The sequence below is a fragment of the Beijerinckia indica subsp. indica ATCC 9039 genome, assembly GCF_000019845.1.
Lineage (GTDB): Bacteria > Pseudomonadota > Alphaproteobacteria > Rhizobiales > Beijerinckiaceae > Beijerinckia > Beijerinckia indica.
Genome location: NC_010581.1, coordinates 947,453 through 963,965, shown reverse-complemented (window position 1 = coordinate 963,965; position 16,513 = coordinate 947,453). Strand labels below are relative to the sequence as shown.

Sequence of the window (16,513 nt, the reverse complement as noted above, 5' to 3'; positions counted from 1 at the left end):
GCATCGGACACGTTTTATCTTGGATGTCCAATGCTCTCGTCTTGTGCATATCGCCGCCTCACCTGCGGGGATATTTGCTATCCACATCGGCCAGAACCGGCCGCAAATGGTCCGCGATGAGACGCGCACCTTCATCATACAAGATCTCTTCATGGAGGCCAGGGATCCGCCAGACATCCAATTTTCCTTTGGCGACAGTATCCCAGCCCAACAATGGATCGGAAAAATAAGCCGCTGTCTCGTCGCTTTCCAATACGACGACATGATCATTCGTGCGAGGCGGCGTATAATAGGCACGCGCAGTCATCAAATGAGGATAGAAACTGAGATAGTTCTGTTCCAGCCGTTTCGCCGTTTCATCATCGGGTCTAGGCGGCAATTTCGGAATGAGCCGCAAGGCGGCAGCAAGATGCAGCAGCCCTGACTTACGGAGTTTCTGATATCTCACAAGAATTTGCGAAATATTCTCCTCACCCCGGCGCAACCGACCCCAATCCTCGAGCATGTAATTTATTTTAAATTCAAGCCCATAAAGGAAACGGGGCAAAAATTTCAGATGTGGCGTCACCCAATTGTCGACCATGATGACGAGCGGCACGGATTCGCCAGCTTGGCGAAGCTGATGCGCCACCTCATAGGCGATCGACCCGGACACACATAATCCCCCCAGAATATAGGGTCCATGCGGTCGCGCTGCTCTTATTGGAGCGATGTAATCCGAGGCAATATCGCTCAAACTGCGGCCGGACACAGGCCGCGAGCCAGTCATATCTTCTAATTGTATGCCAATCATCGGCCGATCACTGCCGATCATCCGCGCGAGATTGTAATATCGCATCGTATTATTGATGATGATGATCGGTATTTTATCGCCTTCAGGCTGAATCGAAACAATGGTCCAATGATCATCAGGCTTTTCAGGAAGCGATAAATGTTTGGCGAATTGGCGTATGGTCGGCGATTGGAACAAGGTCAATATATCGAGCTTTGTCCCAAATGTTTGTTCAACCTGGACCATCATCCGCACGGCAAGAAGACTGTGGCCGCCAAGCTCGAAGAAATTTGAATCCGGCCTGACATTTTTGACTTTCAAGACGTCTTCCCAGATCGAGGCGAGCTTGGCTTCGATCAGGCCCTGAGCACCGTCATATTCGGCTGCGTGAGAGACGGGTTCCACGGAAGCAGAAGCCGGAGACGGTTGCGGCAATGCCGCAAAATTCACCGACCCATCCGCCAATCGCGGCAAAGTCAGCAGAATACTGATGCCCTCCGGTTGTTCTATTCCCGGAAGCGTCCGCGCCACATAATCAAGAAGCTTTTTGGGAAGAGTTTCCAGAGGGGTGGGTGACCCCATGGAGGGCACGACATAGACATAGGCACGAGGGTTACCGGAGGCACTCGCATGCGGGACAACGACAACGTCACCAACATCTGAATGACGCAACAGCGCTTCGTTGAGATCGGTGAAACGCTCGTCGGCGGCCTGCAATATTTTCGCAGTCTCGCGCAAGGGTGGTTGCAGCACCGACAAATGATCTTGCGGACGCTGGATGATGAGCTCGAAAGTTTTGACCAGAAAATCTAACAGGCCCTGAGCTGTCGCACGATCGAACAGATCCTTGTTATATTCCACGGCCATGCGCCAGCCGCTCGGCCAATGAACAAGAAAGAAGTTGAAATCGTAAACTGTTCCTGCGGAAAGCGATGGCTGCCCTATTAATTCGAAATTGCCGTAACGCTTGCTTTCCATGACGTCAAACAAGACCGTAAAACTGACGGAGATGAGCGGCAAACGGCTCGGATCACGAGGTGGATTGAGAAGCTCGACAAGCTTATTAAACGGCATACGCCGGTGAATGAGAGAGTTTTGGACGACTTTGTTTACATTTCCAACGAATTCCCGAAACGTCGGATCGCCGCTCGTATTCAGACGCATCACAATATTATTGATAAAAATACCAATCATATTTTCGAGTTCTGGCTCGTCCCGATTGGCAATCTGCGTCGCGAAGATGACTTCGTTCTGCCCCGTGTAGCGATGCAGCGTCGCACCAATGATTGCACAGCCCAGACTGAACAGCGTCACATTATAGTTCCGCGCCGTTTCCTCGATTTTACTGCCGAGATCACCAGGAAGGACCGATGCTAAAATCTCGCAATTGGTCGTTGGCAGCGGTGGACGCTTATAATCGGACGGAATCTCGAAATAGCGCATTCCAGCAAGCTGCTTTTTCCAAAAAGCAGCTTCTGTCTCGAATCCTTCGCTAGAGAAATATTCTTTCTGCCAAAGGGAGAAATCGCCATATTGCAGCGGAAGTTCGGGAAGATCCGGCGTCTTATGCGCGTCAATCGCCTCGGCGAATGTCGCAAAATCATTGGCAAGGATGCGGATCGACGAACCATCAAACACGATTTGATGCATAGCCACCAGGATGATGGCATGCGTCGGCGAGAGCATGAGCAGACTTGCTCGAATGAGCGGCAAATTTGCGACATCGAAGGGCAGATGCGCTTCGCGAGCGCCAAGCGCCAGGGCTTCGTCAAGCCTTTTCTCTTCCGGATGGATGGTGAGATCAATGACCGTCAGCTTGAATTGATAATGAGGCGCGACTTCCTGAAAGAGCGCACCGTCTTTCACGAGAAAGCGGGTGCGCAGGATTTCATGCCGGTCAATGACTTTTTGAAAAGCCTGTTCGACAGTATCCCGGCTGAAACGGCCTTTGATCTCCCAACGCAGGGCGACGTTAAGCGCCGATGTCCCTGGGCTCAAGGCGTCTATAAACCAACATCTTTCTTGCGATGAAGAACATGGAAACAACAGCGGTTCTGATGGACCCTTGCCGTCCTCTTGCTTCAGTTCAGGAGACAGTGAAGTACTCATCGAGCAGCTCCAGCGGTATTATTATTTCCACGCCTGAAACTTGCCAAAGAGGGAGATTTCGGTTTCCCACTCACTGTCGTGTGAGCCGCGACTTCCGCCAGTTCCGCAATCGTCGGATGCTGCATCAGATCGGCCGCCGAGAGATTGATGTTCTCCTCACGCATACGCACGGCGATGCGGAAAATTCGAATGGAGTCGGCACCCAAGGCAAAGATATTATCGTGAATGCCAATCTCTTCATCCTTGAGGATTGCCTTCCAAATCGCGACGAGTTGCGTTTCGAGTGGCGTCGTCGGAGGTGTGATCACCCGGTTTTCCGTGTAAGTGCCGGCTTCGGGTTGGGGCAAGGCCTTTCGATCGAGTTTACCGCTCGGCGTCAGCGGAAATTTCTCGATCGCAATCCATAGGCTCGGCACCATATAGTCCGGAAGGTGGCCCCCCGCATAAGCGGTCAACTCTGACGTCGGAACCTTCTGCTGATCAACAGTCGGCACATAATAACCGACGAGACGCGGCAAACCATCCTTTGGTGTATAGACGGCCACGGCACAATCCTGGACACCAGGAGATTGCCGCATGACACTCTCGATTTCACCCAATTCGATACGATATCCCCGCAACTTGATCTGCTGATCGAGACGTCCGAGATATTCAATGCTTCCATCCGGCAAGCGGCGCACGGCATCGCCCGTGCGGTAGTAGCGCTGCGGCGCACCATCGCCCACCGCGAAGACCGAGAAGGCCTCGGCGTCTAGTTCTGGACGCTGAAAATAACCCCGCGCTAGTCCCATGCCTCCAATATACAATTGGCCTGTGACCCCGACGGGCACGAGCTCCCGATGACTATCCAGAACGTGCAATTGCGTATTATAGACAGGCTCACCAATGGAAACCGGTCCCGTCCCAGGGAAGATTCTGCCCGTCGACGCATAAACCGTCGCTTCGGTCGGTCCATAACCGTTCCAAAGCTCGCCTTGATTTTCAAGAAGCGCATTCGCAAGGTCGCGCGGCAAGGCTTCACCTCCGCACAGCACCTTCAAATCGGAACGTGGCGTCAGTCCTGCTTCCAGCAGCATCCGCGCCAAGGTCGGTGTCGCCTGAATGACCGTTGCGTGCGTCTTTTCGACGAGAGACACAAATCCGAAGCCACCTTTGATGTCATCACGGCTCGCGATGACGACGGTGCCACCGACGATCAACGGCACATAGAGTTCAAAAGCCGCAATATCAAAGGAAATCGTGGTGGCGGCAACGATCACATCACCCGCTTTGAAGCCAGGAGCCGCGACCATCGACCAGACCAGATTGGCCAGCGAGCGATGCGTGACTTCAACGCCCTTCGGTGTACCCGTGGAGCCAGAAGTGAACAGGATATAGCAGCTCGAATCCACATTCACTGGCGGCAGGTTCGCATCCATGACTGAAGGTCCGCGAGAAGCGTCAAGACGTATCACGGGTAAGGATCCCGCAAGCGTCGCAATGTGATCGTTTTCGCAGATCAGTGCGGATACATCGGCTTTATCCAGGATCAGCTGGAGACGCGCGGCCGGATGATGCGGATCGAGAGGCACATAAGCATGACCCGCTTTCATGATCGCAATCAAAGCCACCAACATATCGAGTGACCGCTCAACGGCGAGACCGATGCGGCGGCCCTCACCTGGCACTTGGGCGCGTACAATCCCCGCGAGCTGGTTCACCCTTTCATCAAGTTCCCGATAGGTCAGCGCAACATTGTTGAAAACAGCGGCGACCGCGTCTGGCGTCTTTGCCACCTGGGTGGCAATCAACTCGGGAACTGGACGTAAATCAGGTTCGGCCCTGGTCTCGTTCAAGGTCGTCACGAGCCAGTTGCGCTCCTCCAACGAGAGCAGCGAGACCTTGGCGAGCGTTTGCGTCAGATCACGCGTCATGGACACAAGCAGCGTCCGGAAATAGCCAACCCAACGCGCGATTGTCGCTTCATCGAAGAGATCAGTGCTGTAGTCACAATCGATCCGTAATCCTTTGTCGGATTCGATGACATTCATGAAGAGATCGAAATTGACGAAGGCTTTGGCATTCGGTGACATATTGGTGGAAAGACCGGGAAAATTCGCGTTTTCGCCGAGCTTTTCCACATTGAATTGAATCGAGGTCAGTGGCAGACGCCGCGGGTCGCGACGCAGGTTGAGCTTCCTGACCAGGGTGCCGAAAGTGAAATCCTGATGATCGAACGCCTCTCCCGTGACACGCCGAACATTTTGCAAATGATCGGCAATAGTCTTGCCATAATCGAGTGAGTCACGGATCGGCAGGAAATTCACGCAATGCCCGACAAGGATTTCATCATCCAGCAAGCTTTGCCCGGCAGTTGGGACACCGATCACAATTTCACTGTGGTCGGTCAGTTTGCCGATCAAAATTTGGAACGCGGCGAAAAGCGTCGTGAACAAAGTGCAGCCTTGTTTGGCACCAGCCTGCCGCACACCCCGATAGATGCTTTCCTCGATCGTATCGCTATAAGTCGCGCCCCTGAACGACTTCTGCGCCGGACGCGGCCGGTCGAATGGGAGATCCAACGCTTCGGGAATGGTTTTATATTGATCAAGCCAATAGGCCTCGGTTGCAGCCGACCCTTCTCTCTTCGCAGCTTCATTCAAGGCATAGCGTCTGAAGGGCATGGCAGCGGGCAAACCCACATCCAGACCTTCACTGCGCGCCGCATAAAAGGCCGCGAGATCATTGATGATCACATTCGCTGACCAGCCATCGCAAATGATGTGATGAGCCGTGAAAACCAAGACATGATGCTCGGCCGCAAGCTTGATCAGGCCAGTACGAACCAGGGGACCTTCCGCAAGGTCGAAAGGCGTATGCGCATCCTCGTCAATCCAATCATGCAAAGCCGACACAGGGTCCGGCTGTGCGCTGAAATCCAGATGCTGGAGGGGGATCACAAGCTGCGGCGCTATATGCAGATTTTCACCGGTCTTGCCAAAGGAGCCGCGCAAAGCCTCATGACGAGCAATGACATCGTCCAGCGATAGCGCCAAAGCTTTCTCGTTCAGAGGCCCTTTGAAATCGAGACTGACCGATTCATTGAAGGAGCAGGATGCTGCATCGCCTAACTGAGCAGCCAGCCAGATCTCTTTTTGCGGTTCCGTCAACGGCACGTCGGCCGGCAAAGCGGGCGCCGATAAGGCCGGTGACAGAGCCACCGCAGGCTTCGCGCTGGAACCAACCAGAATACCCGCCTTCTGCACAGCTTCCAGGCTCGCGCAGAAAGTCGTGAAAATATGTTCGATGTCGGCGTCGCTATGGGTTGTTGTCAGGAAGCCGGGGAAGCCATCAAGAATATGAACGCCAAGGAGCCGCATATGAATGAATAGCAGCGTGGCCAGATGGTCTTCCGAGCTGAAATTCATGTAGAAGAAGCTGCTGAATGTTTCGACCCGCGTGGCGATCCCGCGCCGTTCAAGTTCGGCATTCATGCGAGCCACAAGGTTGGCTGTACGCGCCGTCAGATTTTCCTGTAACTGCGGACCCGCCGCCTTGAGATGCAAGAGGACGGCTTTGGCGGCGGCCAAAACCAGCGGGTGGCGCACGAAAGTACCAGCGAAAAAGGTCGGCGCGACTTCAGGGAAGGAATCGTCGCCGTAGCGCCATTGCCCTCCATCGAGCGCATCCATGAACCGGGATTTACCAGCGAGGACTCCGATCGGCATGCCGCCGCCGACGACTTTGCCATAGGTCGCCATATCGGCACGAATACCAAAGAGGGCTTGCATTCCGCCGGGGTGAACGCGGAATCCGGTCACAACCTCATCGAAGACCAGCGCCGTTCCCGATTTTTCGGTAATTGCACGAATTTCCTCGATGAAGGCCTTGGGCTGGAAGGCGGGATGACGGCTCTGCACGGTCTCGATGACCACCGCCGCGAGATCATCCGCATTCTGCCGGATCCATTCGAGACTTTCCGGCGTCGCATAAGGCAAGACGACCATATTCTCGACGGAGCCTCGTGGAATGCCCGCAGCGACAGGCAAGGCGCGCGGCGACGCATTCCGGCTCGCACCTTTGACCAGAACCTCGTCGAATTGACCATGGTAGGCGCCGTTAAAAACGACGACCCGATCGCGTCCCGTCACAGCGCGCGCGACACGCATCGCCGCCATGACCGCTTCGGAACCGGTATTACAGAAAGTGACGCGTTCATTGCCGGTCATTTCCGTAAACAGCGTTGCCACTTCGCCGGCCAGCGGTGTCTGAGGACCAATCGCGAAACCAAGTTTCATCTGCTCGCTGACCGCATCGAGCACGAAATCAGGCGCGTGACCGAAAGCCGTCTGGCCAAAGCCATTGACGAGATCGACATATTCGTTGCCATCGACATCCCAGATCTTTGAACCCTTGGAACGGGCGCAAACGACCGGATAGACCATTTCCTTCCATTCCTGCCGAAAGCCGTTGGCGGCGCGAGGATCGGCAAGGACCGGACGATAGGCCTGCGTCATGTCCTTCGAACCGTGTGAACGGGCCGAATAGCGTTTGACGAGATCGTCAATGAAAGCTTTTTGTGTCGGAGTCAGATCGTCGGAATGTGTCGTCGTCCCAGGACGGTAGATTTTGAAGCGCGCAGATGTCTCGCCTTCCTCACTGACTTTGTCATCCTTTGACGCTTTCGACGCAGCTTTTGGGGAGACTGAAGGAATGGAGGAGCCCGCAGGGGCCAAAGAAACATTCGCAGAAACATTTGGCCCGGCTACGCCGAGCCCGCTCGCCGTTCCCCCTTGCAAGACCTGCAATTGCTGCGACAACAGCAATTGCATCGCATGCAATTGCTCCCGGAACAGACCTTCAAGACCCGCGGGAGTCTGCACGCTCTCCGTCTGCAAAGGTATGGGAGATGGACTCATTGGAGCCACCGAGGTCGCAGCAAGAATGGGACGAGGGGCTATCTGCTCAACGACGGGATCAGGAGGCACAATCTCATCAAGATGCGCGACAAGGCTTTGAACGGTAGGGAAATCATTCAGCAATTGCCGGAATGTGACCTTGATACCGAAGGTTTTCTGCACTTGCGTCGCGACTTGCGCCAAAAACAGACTATCATAACCAAGCTCGAGAAAGCTCGTGCCATAATCAGTCTCGCCGATCTGATCCCCGGAAAGGGCGTCAAAAATTTCAACGATCTTATCGGTAAGACGATGAATGCGCGAGGTGCCGTCAGCGCGCGGATTAGTCACCATATTCATCGTCGGCTCCGTGGAACTCTTCAAAATATTCTGAGAAGGCATAAAATCAGTATTTATCGGAATATGAGATTGTAAAGGATAGGAAGAAAGGGGGTATCCGGAAGGCTCAACCCCTTGCTCTTCAACCACCGGTGGCAGACCTTCGTGCATCCTATACTGAGATTGTGGCGCCTTAATCCAATGGCTTTTGCGTTCAAATGGATAAGTCGGCAAAGACACGCGCCGGCAAGGCCCAGCATTCACCGAGGCCCAATCGGGTTCGCACCCTTCCATCCACAGTTTGGCGACGGCTTCGGACAATGCCGTCACATCATCGACACCGCGCGATGCGTCTGGCAACGAAGAGATAGCACCGCGAAGAAGCGTCCCTTTTTGATCCTGCTCTTCCTTTTTCCGCTTGGCGGCAGCTTGATTGGCGAGCGTGGTCAAGGTTTGGCCCGTACCCACTTCAAGCAAAACCGGATTGCCTCTCTCCCGCATTGTCTGGAGAGCATCGGCAAAACGGACCGTACGCCGGCAATGCTCCGCCCAGTATAGGGGTGATGTCACGTCTTCAGTGGTTATCCATTGCCCACTGATACAAGACACATAGGCGATCTTAGGTTCTTGAAAGTGTATGCGTGACGCAGTGTCTTTCAGGGACGCCACGACCGGGTCCATCATGCGGGAATGAAACGCATGCGATGTGTGGAGTTGTCGCGCAACAATATCCCGTTGCGCCAGCAGCGTGGCAAAAGCATCGATTTCTGCAGTAGGACCAGAAACGACACAAAGCTCCGGTGCATTCACCGCGGCTATATCAAGTTCGCGCGGCAGAATCGCCTTCAAATCCATTTCCGGCAATCGCACACTCAGCATGGCGCCGGTGGGCATGCTTTGCATCAGGCGCGCCCGTTCCGCGATAAACCCGAGCGCCTCCTCGAATGTCAAAACCGACGCAAGAGTCGCGGCTACGAATTCACCAATACTATGGCCAATCATCACATTGGGTTGGAAGCCATAGCCTGTGAAGAGATGAGCCGTTGCATATTGAACAAGGAAAAGCGCCGGTTGGGCAAACAACGTCGAGCGGATCGGATGCGGATCTTCCTCATCCGCGGGTCGAGATCCATAAAGCACATCACGGAGATCAGCACCGAGAAGGGGAGCGAGAAAATCCGCGCCCTGATCAATGATTTCACGAAAACCCGGCTGACTATCGTAGAGAGCCTGGCCCATGCCCGCATATTGGGTCCCCTGCCCTGGAAACATGAATGCTAAGGAAGGATTTGGGACAGCAAGCGTTTCTTTTAGCGTTCCCCCCTTGGCCCGCAATTTCACTATGGCATCTGACAGATCGTGACAGACAAGGGCCGTGCGATGATCGAACCGACGCCGCCCAACCTGTAATGTATATGCGACATCATCAAGCGAGAGATCAGGAGCTGATTCCAAATGATCAGCAAGCCGAAGCTTCATCTGCTCGAGCGCCAGTGAACTCCGGGCGGACAGAGGCAGAGTGTAAACGCCATTCGTGACCGTTGCAGGGCTTTGGACCGGTAAAGGTGCTTCCTCAAGGATGACGTGAACATTGGTCCCGCCGACACCAAAGGCGCTCACGCCCGCCCGGCGTGGTTCGTCACCTTTCGGCCAAGCATAGGTTTCCTTGTTGATAAAAAAGGGACTGTCTGCGAGATCGATTTGCGGATTGGGAGCTGAAAAATGGAGAAGCGGCGGTATTGTGCTGTCGCGCAAGGTCATGACTGCCTTGATCAGACCGATAATCCCGGCTGCGGCATCGAGATGGCCAACATTCGCTTTCGCCGAACCGAGGGCACAAAACCCGCGATCTTCGGTCGTCAATCGAAAAGCCTTGACAAGCCCCTCAAATTCGATCGGGTCGCCAAGCGGTGTCGCAGTTCCATGACATTCCACATAACCGATCGACCGCGCATTAATCCCTGCAGTCGCATGAGCAGAAAGGATGACTCCGGCCTGGCCATCGATGCTCGGCGCCGTATAGCCAGCCTTTCCGCTCCCATCATTATTGACAGCGGCGGACCGTATTACAGCATAAATCTGATCGCCATCGGCAACCGCGTCTTCGAGCCGTTTCAACAAAACCACGCCGACGCCGCTACCAAACACTGTGCCTGCTGCGTTGATGTCGAAAGGACGGCAATATCCGTCCGGCGAGACCATGCCGCCTTCCTGATAAAGATAACCGCGCATTTGCGGAAAACTGATCGAAGACCCTCCCGCCAACATCATATCAGCTTGATATAAGAGGAGGCTTTGACAGGCCTGAGCGACAGCCGTCAGCGAGGTGGAACAAGCCGTGCCGATATTGACCGCAGGGCCGCGCAGATCAAGCTTATAAGCCACTTTCGTGGCCATAAACTCCTGGCCGGCCCCGACCATCATCGAATAATTTCCGAGCTGAAAATTATTGGTGAAATCCTCGATCACCTCCCGGTCAGCGCAGACATTGTTCAGGAAATAAGTATTCATGGTGCAACCGGCAAAAATACCGATCGGCTCAGGATAGGCTGACGGATCATAGCCGCCATCCTCCAAAGCTTCCCATACACATTCAAGAAACAGACGGTGCTGAGGATCTGTCAACGCCGCTTCACGCGGATGCATGCCGAAAAAACCAGCATCGAATAAATCGACATTATCGAGGACCGGCCGCGCCTTTACGAAATTGGCGTCCGCATGCACTTGCGCAGAAAATGTGTCATCAAGTTCATCGTCCCGAAAATGCGCAATGCAATCCCGCCCCTCTTTGATATTGCGCCAAAAACCTGCAACATCGGAAGCGCCTGGAAAACGGCCGGAAATCCCAATAATCGCAACTGCCCCTTCGGGGAGAACGGCTCCATCGAGGCGGTGGTCATCGTCTTGCGTCACTGCCTCACCTCCGGTGAGTCTTCAAAAAGGACCCAAATGATTTTATTGATAAGTTTCATTTTTACATAAAGTATCTGAAGTCAAAATATAAGTTTACTTGGAGAAAAGAGAAACTTCATTGCACGAGTCTTCCCGTTCCCCGCCATGACAGTGCTTTTCCTATATAAAGACATATCCTCGATAATTCCACTGGGATTCCCACCCGCTCTTCCATAGGATTTTGCAAAAATGTCCGGGAATTGTACGAAACAGCTCCCTTGCGGATATCTATGGTGTCTTCCTCCCCACTTTTTGCTGGAATCTGCCGAGACTCCGGCTCCGCTGCAAGGCACGCGCCCGGGCGGCGTCGATGGATGACGAAACCTCCTGCCCCTTGTTATCGAGAAAATGAGCCAGGTCCGTGATGGTCGAATGCTGAAAGAGCGTGACGAGAGGAAATTTGCGCTGCAACTTGGATTCGATTTGGGCGTGCACGGCAATGAGTTGCAAGGAATTTCCGCCAAGATCGAAAAAATTAACCTCGGCTGGAACCGCGTCGAGCCCCAAAACCTCGCGCCAGATTTCCACCAGAAGCTTCTGTGTGGATGACAGATTGGTGGCGAAACCCGCTGAAACAATAAGAGGTTTTGGCGCAGGTAACCGCTGGCGATCGACCTTGCCATTGACCGTTAAAGGCATTTTCTCAAGCACGACGATCCGTGCAGGCACCATATAATCGGGGAGAGAACTTTTCAGATGATTTCGAAGGCGGCTTTCGAGATCCCCCCGCTCATCCGCTCCCACCACATAGCCAATGAGTTGCTTGCCGCCGGCAGCATCACGCACGAGAACGATGGCCTCACGCACGCCCTCATAGCGCAGCAAGGCGGCCTCGATCTCGCCAAGCTCAATCCTGAATCCGCGGATCTTCACCTGATGGTCAACACGGCCAATATAGTCCACGTTACCATCGGACCGCCACCGCGCCAGGTCTCCGGTCCGGTACATCCGAGCCCCGGTCTCCTTCGCAAAAGGATTGGCGATAAAACGCTCCGCAGTCAGATCGGGACGCCCGTGATATCCGCGCCCGAGGCTGATACCCGCTATATACAATTCACCCGCAACACCAGCGGGAACAAGATTGAGATCAGCATCTAAAATATAGATTTGTATATTTGGAAGCGGCTTCCCCAGCGGAATATCGGTTTGTTCCGAACCCGCCGCGTTCAAATAAGATATGGCGACATCAGCACATTCCGTCGGCCCATACGAATTCATCAAGTCGATATTTTGTTTCGATAAATGCGCAGCTAAGGTTGCGTCAATAGGCTCCCCGCCGAGAACCACCAAGGAAAGCGTGTGTTCCGTCACATACTTTGAGATGACGTGATATGCTGAAGGTGTACAATTCAAGCGTGTCGGCTTAAACCGTGTTAACGCTGCGACGAAGTGGTCTGTATCCATCAACGTCCCTAATGGGACGATGAGTGTTCCGCCAGCGGCCAGCGTCCCCAACACATTTTTCTGCGTGAGATCGAAACTCAGTGAACTGGCAAGAATCACTCTTTCTTTTCGATGTGCCCTCTCGCTCTCACTGAAATACCAGCCAACGAGATTTACAAAACTTGCGTGGTAATTGTCTGCGCCTTTAGGCCTTCCTGTCGAGCCAGAAGTGTAGATGCAATAAATGAGATTTTGCGGATTGGTGATATTCGGCAAATCCTCCGTGGGATAGGCCGATACTTTGAGCCAATCACGGTCAAGGCAGAAAATCATCGGATTGGATCCGATGCCAGGCTTTGGTTCCCGACCCAGCCAGCCAAAGGCGCCCAGCAACGGTTCCTGAGTCAACAGCAGCCCGATCCCGCTGTTTTCGATCATATAAGCGAGGCGGTCCTCGGGATAGTTCGGATCAAGGGGCACATAAGCGCCGCCCGCTTTCAAAATCCCCACCAAGCCAATGACCATGTCAAGCGACGGCTCGACGGCAATCCCGACCAGAACATCGGGTCCCACGCCAAGCTCGCGCAGATGGTGCGCCAATTGATTGGCCTTGGCGTTCAATTCTCCATAGGTGAAGCTCTGACCCTCATAGAGGACCGCGACAGCATCGGGTTGCTCCCGCACCTGCGCCTCAATCAACTCATGCAGACATTTCCCGCTTTGCGGGACACTCTCCCCGCAGCCCCATTCTTCAAGAATTTGTCTGCGCTCATCCGCGTCCAGAATATCGACACTTCCGATCGTGCGATCCGGCGCATCCGCAAGCGCCTCAAGCACGTGTCGCCAATGCGATGCAAGACGTTCGATCGTCATCGCATCGAAGAGATCTTCCGCATAAGTCAAGCCGCAGGAAAGTCCTTCCTGCTCTCCGTTTCCCGTCGCGGTCTCGACAATATCGAGCGAGAGATCGACCCTTATCATCGTCTTCGCTTCTGCGACACCTTCGATCAAAAGATCAGACAGTTCAACGAGCTCGCCTGGAACCCTCCGCGAAACAGAATTGAATTGAACCTGGAACAAAGGACTATGACTGAGGCTTCGTTCCGGCTGCAAGGCCTGCACCAGCTGCTCGAATGGCAAATCCTGATAGTCCCGAGCCTCCAGCAAGGTGTCACGGACTGCCTCAATGAGGCGCGTAAAACTCCAATGACCATCAAGCTCCGTCCGCAGGACGAGCGTGTTCGCAAAACATCCAATCAGATCTTTCGTCTCGGGCCGATGGCGATTTGTCACCGGGACACCGACCCGGAGATCGCGCTGTCCTGTATAACGATAGAGCAGCCCATTGAACGCCGCCAGCAGCACCACCGACAGACTCGCATTTCGGCTTTGACCGATATGCCGCAATCGCTCAGTCAGATCACCATCAATCGCAAAGAGGTGGATAGCTCCGCGGCCGTTCTGCTCCGCAGGTCTTGGATGGTCCAAGGGGAGTTCCAGAAGCGGTTGCTCGTCTCCAAGCTTTCCGCGCCAATAAGCAAGCTGGCGATCGCCCTCCCCGGCTTCCAGCCATGCCCGTTGCCAAACAGCGTAATCGACATATTGGATCGACTGTTCGGGCAGCCTCGGCTCATGCCCCTGGATAGAGGCCGCGTAAAATACCGCAAATTCGTTGAACAGGATATCCAGCGATTGACGATCGGAGATAATGCGGTGCAACGTCACCAGAAGAATATGATCCTCATCCCCCAGCCGGAGCAGTTTCACCCGCAGCAAGGGACCTGTCGTAAGATCAAACGGCGCCGATGCATCGGCCGCCGCCAGCCGATGAGCCTCCGCCTCCCGATCCGCCTCGGATAATCCGCCGAGGTCGATGACTTCGAGCGGTATCGAAAATACAGCATGAATATGTTGCAAACCGCGTCCATCGGCACATTCGACAAATGTCGTCCGCAAGAGTTCATGCCGCGCAACCAGAGCATCAACGCTCTGCTGCACGGCAACCTCATTCAGACGCCCCTTCAGCCGAGCAGACCTCGACAGACCATAGGCACCGCTTTGCGGTTCCAGATGCCAAAAAAACCACAATCGTGCCTGCGCATTGGAAAGCGGAAAATCACCATCGCGCGCCACACGCGGGATCAGCGCAGAGTTTGAGGTCGGCATGGATCCCGAACACTCCTGCCCGAAAAGACCATCGAACATTCAGCACCCAAGAGCAAAAACCAACAAGATACCCAGCCTTTCCCATGCGACCAACCTAATGAGGGCGCTCCCAAGGCAAAATCCTGATAGGAGTGGCAGATCCTGCAGGGAAATGAGGAAAAGAATGATAAGCGCATAATATTAAACTTTAATTTTATGCCGAAGCGGAAATTTTATGCCATAAAAATATCACATTATATATACAGCATATATTACTTTATTTTCTTAAAAGCGGTCAAGTTTTAAGCAACAGAAATTAAACAATTTTTTATTTTGCTGAGCTAGCCACCCTTGTCAACAGCCCGCAGAACAATCTCAACCATCAACTTAACGTTATATAGTCCGACTGATCGCAACATCAAACATTGAAATCCATCCCCAACACTATCGAGGATGGTCAGATGCGGGTATTTCACCCACAAATTTCAGGATACGCCTGCCCACAAGATATTGATTTAGTGGAAAAAAGCCCACCCTAACATCTCAAATCTCTACCCTTCTCAAGATCGCTTAATGAAAATACGTCGCGACCGTGACAGGAACTAAACGAAATCGCATAAAGTTCCGAGTCTCAGCATTTAGACCGATCCCACACACGATCCATGATCATTAATCACTATCCATCCCTTTGTTTTGACAGATTTTAGCACCCTCTCGAATTGAGTGGACGTTTGGATCATTCGCTCCAACCATAATGGCTCGCCAACTCGCCAGACATATCGCTGTAAATGTCCATGAGCTCTCTCAAACTTTATCAGACGCAATATTTTTCTCTTATTAAATAAATACGAAAATATTTATCTGCATTTTTAATCATAACTTTTTGACAGTTCACTGATAACATATAATTCCAATCCGATCCACCCGTTGAACCGAACCTTCTACATATAATATATACTTATATTTATATCACAGAAACAGAACAAGATTTTATCATCGAATACATTATAAAGACGTTTATCTTTGTTCATACGTCCTATTAATCAAGGATATTATTGCCTGACCTCATCTTGCCAGGCGCTAATCTGTTTCCATGCCGAACGATGCAAGGCCAAGGCCGATAGGAGCCCCCTGAATCCTTCCGTTTTCAAATGATGAGCGCAGCTGTGCAATAAACTGATACCGAGAAATGCCAGCGCCTTAAGAGGCTTTCTCTGTGCACCGTAGTATTTCTTGAATGTCACATAGATGCGGGCTGATTCTGTATGCGGCTTATAGTAATCTCGGTTTGTCTCTGAGGGATAATGAAAATTGATCGCCTCCGGGCATAATAGAATTCTCCATCCCGCCGCACGCGCTCGTGACGCTATATCCACTTCATCATAACCATAAATCAAACGGGGATCGAACAGTAACGTCTTGCAAACTTCCGCTGGAAACAAAGCCGCATTGATGACGAGCGTGTTCAAAGGCTCATCAGCTTGATAAGGCCGCGATTGAAATCCCAGAAAATTCTGATCACGCGGAAAAATTTTCCCGCGTATTTGCTCCTCGATACCGGAATAAATGATCTTTTCTCCGGCATGGGCCGCAATCAAAGGCTCCAAAGTTTTCAGAAAATCGACGCCCAGTCGCGCATCATCATCCAGGAATAAGATCCAGTCACCATGCGCCGCGGCGATCGCGCTGTTGCGATTGGGACCAAGCCCTTTTCTCGGTCCCTCGACATAATCGACCTTTGGAAACTGTTCCCGCACCAAGTCGCGCGAGCGATGGTCCGTACTGTCATCTGAAACGACGATTTGTTTCAAAGGGATAGAGGAGCCACCAGCGACCCTCAAACATTCCGCCAGATCTTCTGGACGATTGCGGGTCGTAATACAAAGAGAAACATCCATCACCGACTCCCGCGCTCTAACTTCCGCGCCCTTCTTCG

4 protein-coding genes are annotated in these 16,513 nt (G+C 53.1%); all 4 read right to left on the bottom strand.

The annotated features are described in order from the left end of the window. Positions 1 to 58 precede the first annotated feature (58 nt). Positions 59 to 2,881, bottom strand: a complete 2,823-nt coding sequence (locus tag BIND_RS04310) for a condensation domain-containing protein (RefSeq protein WP_012383854.1) — start codon at positions 2,879 to 2,881, stop codon at positions 59 to 61. Then, the gene (locus BIND_RS04305; protein ID WP_012383853.1) at positions 2,878 to 11,010 is read right to left on the bottom strand and encodes a hybrid non-ribosomal peptide synthetase/type I polyketide synthase; all 8,133 of its coding nucleotides are present in this window, start codon (positions 11,008 to 11,010) and stop codon (positions 2,878 to 2,880) included. Before BIND_RS04305 ends, BIND_RS04310 begins: the two co-directional genes overlap by 4 nt. 267 nt (positions 11,011 to 11,277) lie before the next feature. Further along, positions 11,278 to 14,598 carry a non-ribosomal peptide synthetase gene (locus tag BIND_RS04300; protein ID WP_050763902.1) on the bottom strand — a complete coding sequence of 1,107 codons (3,321 nt, stop codon included), beginning with the start codon at positions 14,596 to 14,598 and terminating at the stop codon, positions 11,278 to 11,280. A gap of 1,031 nt (positions 14,599 to 15,629) precedes the next feature. Beyond that, positions 15,630 to 16,475 (bottom strand): glycosyltransferase family 2 protein, encoded by an 846-nt coding sequence (locus tag BIND_RS04295; RefSeq protein WP_012383851.1) that lies wholly within the window; start codon positions 16,473 to 16,475, stop codon positions 15,630 to 15,632. Between the last annotated feature and the right edge of the window lie 38 nt (positions 16,476 to 16,513).

Coding starts and splice junctions, on each gene's coding strand:
- BIND_RS04310 (WP_012383854.1), bottom strand. CDS start 2,881: ATGAGTACTTCACTGTCTCCTGAACTGAAGCAAGAGGACGGCAAGGGT.
- BIND_RS04300 (WP_050763902.1), bottom strand. CDS start 14,598: ATGCCGACCTCAAACTCTGCGCTGATCCCGCGTGTGGCGCGCGATGGT.
- BIND_RS04295 (WP_012383851.1), bottom strand. CDS start 16,475: ATGGATGTTTCTCTTTGTATTACGACCCGCAATCGTCCAGAAGATCTG.